Below are 6069 nucleotides of genomic sequence, written 5' to 3'. Positions count from 1 at the left end.
CTGGATTGCTTCGCTGCGCTCGCAATGACGGCGTGGAAACGGCCGCGTACCAAACCGCTTTCTCGTGCCCCGGAAGTTGCGCAGCACGAAGTGATGCGCTGCAGAGCCGGGGCCCATCCTCTCTGCATGCCGCGTTGCTTTCTGGGTCCCGGCTCTGCGCAGCAGCGTTGCACGCTGCAGCGCGTCCGGGACACGAGAGCGTTGCCTCACGCCGCCTGCGGCGTCCGGATCTCGCGCGGCAGGATGATCGCCGCTGCGATCGCGAGCAGGCAGAGCGCAGCAAAGGCGTGCAGCATGGTGACGAAGCCGCCCTGCTCGTAGAGCCAGGCGACAAGGCCCACGGAGGCGCCGGCCGCAGTGAAGCCGATGAAATAGCGCACGGCATAGGCGCGCGAGCGCCATTCCTCGCTGGTGTATTTGCCGACCATGGCGTCGTTCACCGTGACCTGCCCGAATGCGCCCATGACGATGCCGATCGAGACCAAGATCAGCGGCAGGTTGGACAGGCTCGCGGCAAGATACAAAAACGGCGCCAGCATGAAGGACAGCGGCAGCGCGACCGTCTTCAGCGAATAGCGGTCGAGCAGCCGGCCAATCGTGTACTGCGTCATCGCGCCGAACACGTAGACGCAGGCGGCGATAACGCCGAGCAGCGCCGGGCTCCTGGTCAGATCGGCGAGCCGCTCCGCGAACAGCTTTGGCAGCGCGACGGTGACGGCGTTGAACGTGGTCGAGATCGCGATCACCACGATCAGCAGCGACAGGATCACGCGCCACATGTCTTTCTTCGCCACGCGCGCCTGCGCCGCCGCCTGCTTGGAGCCCTTGCGGTCCTCATGCACGACCAACATCGCAAAGGCGACGCCGATCAGGATGGTGACGACACCGGGAACGATGAAGGCAAAGCGCCAGCCGAGATACTGGCCGATCACGCCGGTCACCAGCGCGGAGGAGGCCACGCCGAGATTGCCCCAGACGCCGTTGATGCCCATCTCGCGGCCGAGCCGGTCGGCATAGGAGACGATCATGGCCGTGCCGACGGGATGATAGATCGAGGCAAAAATGCCGATCGCCAGCAGCGCTGCGCCGAGCTCAACCTGCGTCTGCACGAAGCCGACCGAGATCATGGACAGGCCAATGCCGACGAAGAAGATCAGCATCATGTGGCGGCGGCTCCAGCGGTCCCCGAGCCAGCCGGTGATCAGCGAGCCCGCGCCGAAGGCAACGAAACCGGGGGTCGCATAAGGAAGCAGTTCCGAATATGCCATGCCGAGTGCCGGCCCCATGATGATCACGGCGGCGGCGAAAATCAGCATCGCATAATGGTCGATGAAATGGCCTGCGTTGACGAAACTGATCACCCGGCTGGGGCTGTTCATTCCGAATCCTCTCCTGCTCTGAAATGAGTTATATGTCCTCCCCATGACGGGATGCTGCCAATGACTGTCTTGGAAACGCCAATCTTGGAAACGCCTATCCTCCGGGAGGTCCGGAGCAACCATCGCTCGCCCGCGGGCGTGCATCTGGTCGCGCGCGACTATCCCAAGGGCATGCGGATCGATCCGCACCTGCACCGCGAGGCGCAGCTGGTCTATGCGGCCAGGGGCACCATGCAGGTGACGACGCCAGGGGGCCGCTGGCTGGTGCCGCCGGACCGCGCGGTCTGGATCCCAGCCGGGCTCGAGCATGCCCTCGACCTGCTCGCCGACATCGAGATGCGCACGCTGTATTTCGACCTGTCCTGGCTCAAGCGCGAAAAGCGCTATGAGGGCCTGACCAGGGAATTCGTGGTGCGGGTGTCGCCACTGCTGAACCAGGCGATCCTGGCGCTGTTCGACGCACGCAATACCGAGGAGCGGACCGAACTGCTGGTGCGCCTCGTGATGCTGGAATTGCACCAGGCCGAGGATTCCGCGACCTTCGTGCCGCTGCCGCACGAACCGCGCTGCCGCCGCGCCGCGATGATCGTGCTCGACGATCCCACCGGGGCGCACGACATCGACACCTTGGCGCGCGAGGTCGGAACCTCCGCGCGTACGCTGTCGCGGCTGTTTTCGAGCGAGACGCAGCTGAGCTTCAAGAGCTGGTGCCAGCGCGCGAGGATTGCAGCGGCGATCCACCTGATATCGACGGATGCGAATGTGTCGGTGAAACAGCTTGCGACGCAACTCGGCTATGCCAGCGTGCCGGCGTTCTCGGCAGCGTTCCGCCAGGTGACGGGGCGGACGCCGACGGAGTTTGCGGGGAAGGGGTAGCCAGTCATCAAGCCGCGAGAACCTGTAGGGTGGGCAAAGCGAAGCGTGCCCACGTCCCGCCTATTGGGTGACAAGACGTGGGCACGGCGCAAGTGCGCCTTTGCCCACCCTACGGCAGCTACGGCAGTTGAATTTGAGGAGAAAGGCTAGCGCCAACCTCGTCATTGCGAGCGCAGCGAAGCAATCCAGACTGCCTCCGTGGAAAGATTCTGGATTGCTTCGCTGCGCTCGCAATGACGGCGTGTGGGCCAGCACGGGCCAAGATTGGACATGCCGCCCTTCCCGAAACGCACGGCCCCGCTAAACTTGCCAAAATCCCCTGCTTGATTGTGATCGGCTTCCGCCTAAATCCCGTGTAAGCTTCCCGCACCGCACAACCCGGTTTCGAAAGGCCCAGATGGCTAACGCCTTCTTCTCCGACCTGCTCGCCACCATCTCCGAGCGCGGCCGCACGCTGTTGCGCCGCGATTCTGCCGATACCAAACACGACGCCGACGGGTTGATCGAGCTCTGCGGTGCGCTGCTGTCGGGCCGGGGCGAAGCCTCCGGCACAGCCATGGCGCGCGAGGTGCTCGATCTCTACGGGGATCTCGATGCGGCAGGACGCCGCGCCTTCTTCGACGCACTGGTGCGCGATTTCGGCCCCGACCGGGAACGGCTGTCGAGGGCGATCGAGAAATGGCGTGCCAAGCCGAGCGACGAGGACGCAAGCTCGCTGCATTTCGCCTCGGAACCGCGCCGGCAGGAGCTGATCCGCCGCCTCAACCGCGCCCCTGGCGGTACCGGCGATCTCGTCAACATGCGTGCCGACCTGCTCGGCATGATGAACGGGCACACCGATCTTGCCGCGCTCGATCGCGACGTCTCGCATCTTCTTTCCTCGTGGTTCAACAGGGGGTTTCTCGTGCTGCGCCGGATTGACTGGTCGACCCCGGCCAACATCCTCGAAAAGATCATCCGTTACGAAGCCGTCCACGAGATCAGCGACTGGGACGATCTGCGCCGCCGCATCGATCCGGTCGACCGCCGCTGCTACGCCTTCTTCCATCCGGCGATGGTGGACGAGCCCTTGATCTTCGTCGAGGTGGCGCTGACCGAGACGATTCCGGGCGCCATCGCGCCGCTGCTGGCGGTCGATCGCCAGCACTTGCCGATCGAGCGCGCGCGCACCGCCGTCTTTTATTCGATCTCGAATACCCAGCGTGGCCTTGGCGGCATTTCCTTCGGCAGCTTCCTGATCAAGCAGGTGGTGGAGGAGCTGCGCCGCGAGACGCCGAAGCTCGACACCTTCGTGACGCTGTCGCCGGTGCCGGGCTTCATGGCGTGGGTCAAGCAGGACAAGGATTTGCCGCTGACGGACGAGGACCGCGAGGTGCTCAAGCGCCTCGACGATCCCAAATGGTATGAGAATCCTGAAACGACCACGCTGCTGCGCGGCGTGATCGAGCCGCTCGCGGCGCATTATTTCCTGAAGGCACGCACGCCGAAGGGCAAGCTGATCGACTCCGTTGCCCGCTTCCATCTCGGCAACGGCGCGCGGCTGGAGCGCATCAACTGGCTCGGCGACCTCTCGCCGAAGGGCGTCCGCGAGTCCGCCGGCGTGATGGTCAACTACCTCTACCGCCTCGACGACATCGAGAAGAACCACGAAGCCTATGCCAATGACGGTGAGGTCGTGGCGTCGAGCGCGGTGAAGAAGCTGCTCAAGGGCGAAGGCCGGCGGCTGCTGGACATGCGGCTGTCGTAGGACAAACGTCCCGCTCCACACCGTCATTGCGAACGTAGCGAAGCAATCCAGAATCCCTCCGCGGAAACACGCTGGATTGCTTCGCTGCGCTCGCAATGACGAAGTGTGTGGCGACACCTGAGGCAATCCGGTCCCACTATCCCGGGGCTGCGGCGCTGGAAAAGGACACCGCTCTCTCCGCCGTCATTGCGAGGAGCCCTTGCGACGAAGCATCCAGACTCGCAATGACGGAGAATGCGGCGGCAGCTCGGGCGCTCCCGGCCTTACCGTCGGCGGCGGCTACTGGACATGCGGCTGCCATAAGCGCTAGACGGTTCATCGGATTCCTGCACCAAAGAACGGGACACCATGAACCGACGCGATTTTTTCGGCCTGACCGCAGCAGCGGCGACCAGCCTCTCGCTTTCGCCCGTGCGCAGTTTCGCGGAGGGCCCGGGCTCCGGGCCGGAGATGACGGCGCTGTGCGATTATATGAGCGCTGCCAAAGCCCGCGCGCTGCCGCCTGAGATCGTCGAACACGCCAAGCACCACATCCTCGATACGTTGGCCTCGATGATCTCAGGGTCGGAGCTGCCGCCCGGTCAGGCCGCGCAGCGCTACATCCGCGCCAATGCCGCGCAGGGAACATCGACCGTCGCCGGGACCGCGCTTAACGCATCGCCGATCGAGGCCGCACTCGCCAACGGCGTGATGGCGCATGCCGACGAGACCGACGATTCGCACAGCGCGTCGCGCTCGCATCCCGGATCTTCGGTCGTTCCTGCAGCGCTTGCGCTCGGCGAAAGCCTCGGCATCGACGGCACGCATTTCCTCCGGGCGGTGACGCTGGGCTACGACGTCGGCACCCGCGTGGTGATGGCGATGGGCGGGGCCGATTTCAGCTATGAGAGTACGCTGAGCACGCACAGCATTTCCGGCACGTTCTGTGCCTCGGCCGCCGCGGCCTGTGTTGCCGGCTTCGATGCGCGCCGGATGCGTTGGGTGCTCGACTATGCCGCGCAGCAATCCTCCGGCTTCATCGTGTGGCGGCGCGATGTCGACCATATCGAAAAGGGTTTTGTCTTCGCGGGCATGCCGGCCCGCAACGGCGTGACGGCGGCGCTCCTGGTGCGCTCGGACTGGAACGGCGTGGACGACGTGTTCTCGGGGCCCGACAATTACTTCCTCGCCTACGCGCCGAAGGCTGTGACGGCAAAGCTGGTGGAGAAGCTCGGCGAGCGCTACGAAATCGCGGGCACCGACATCAAGAAATGGACCGTGGGCTCGCCGATCCAGGGACCGTTGGATGCGATCTACGCGATCCGCGGCAAACAGGCGTTCGAGGCCGATCAGGTCAAGCGCGTGACGGTGCGCCTTGCACCGTCGGTCGCCGAGGTCGTCGACAACCGCGACATCCCCGACATCTGCCTGCAGCACATGGTCGCGGTGATGCTGCTCGACAAGACCGCCTCCTTCCACGCCGCGCACGACAAGCCACGCATGCAGGACGCGGCGGTGCTGAAGGAGCGCGCCAAGGTCAACCTGGTGCGCGACGAGGAGTTGGCCAAACTGTTGCCGGTGCGCGTCGCCATCGTCGAGATCGAGCTTGCCGACGGCACCCGTCTCTCCGAACGCGTCACCGCCGTGCGCGGCACGCCGCGCAACCCGATGACGCGGGACGAGGTCATCGACAAGGCCCACGACCTGATCGCGCCGGTGGTGGGAGGCGAGAAGAGCGAGCGGCTGATCAAGACGGTGTATGGGATCGAGGCCATCGCTGACATCAGGAGTTTGCGGCCGCTGCTGCAGCGGGCGTGAGGACGACGCGCTGCTGGATATACGATCCGTCGCAGCAGACACCCCGCCCGCGCCACACCGTCATTGCGAGGAGCCCTTGCGACGAAGCAATCCAGACTGCCTCTGCGGAAAGATTCTGGATTGCCTCCGCTGCGCTCGCAATGACGGAGGATGTGGCAGCAGCTGAGGCAATCAACGGCCACTGTCCGCGGGTAAAGTAGCGGCATCGAACACCGCCCTTTCCACCGTCATTGCGAGGAGCCCTTGCGACGAAGCAATCCAGACCGCCTC

The 6069-nt window shown here is 64.8% G+C and carries 4 protein-coding genes; 3 read left to right on the top strand and 1 reads right to left on the bottom strand.

The annotated features are described in order from the left end of the window. Positions 1 to 206 precede the first annotated feature (206 nt). Positions 207 to 1379 (bottom strand): MFS transporter, encoded by a 1173-nt coding sequence (locus tag PMI42_RS24965; RefSeq protein WP_008139230.1) that lies wholly within the window; start codon positions 1377 to 1379, stop codon positions 207 to 209. Positions 1380 to 1430: 51 nt separating this feature from the next. On the opposite strand from PMI42_RS24965, the gene PMI42_RS24960 reads away from it, so the two are divergent. The 3 genes from PMI42_RS24960 (at position 1431) to PMI42_RS24950 (ending at position 5799) form a co-directional block, all read left to right on the top strand. Beyond that, a complete protein-coding gene (locus PMI42_RS24960; RefSeq protein ID WP_035966572.1) occupies positions 1431 to 2255 on the top strand; it encodes an AraC family transcriptional regulator in 825 nt (274 codons plus the stop codon). Positions 2256 to 2652: 397 nt separating this feature from the next. Then, a complete protein-coding gene (locus PMI42_RS24955) occupies positions 2653 to 4002 on the top strand; it encodes a malonyl-CoA decarboxylase (RefSeq protein WP_008139228.1) in 1350 nt (449 codons plus the stop codon). 348 nt (positions 4003 to 4350) lie between these two features. Then, a complete protein-coding gene (locus tag PMI42_RS24950; protein ID WP_008139227.1) occupies positions 4351 to 5799 on the top strand; it encodes an MmgE/PrpD family protein in 1449 nt (482 codons plus the stop codon). Positions 5800 to 6069 lie beyond the last annotated feature (270 nt).

The organism is Bradyrhizobium sp. YR681 (assembly GCF_000282615.1).
Classification (GTDB): Bacteria; Pseudomonadota; Alphaproteobacteria; order Rhizobiales; family Xanthobacteraceae; genus Bradyrhizobium.
This window is presented reverse-complemented; position numbering and strand designations above follow the sequence as displayed.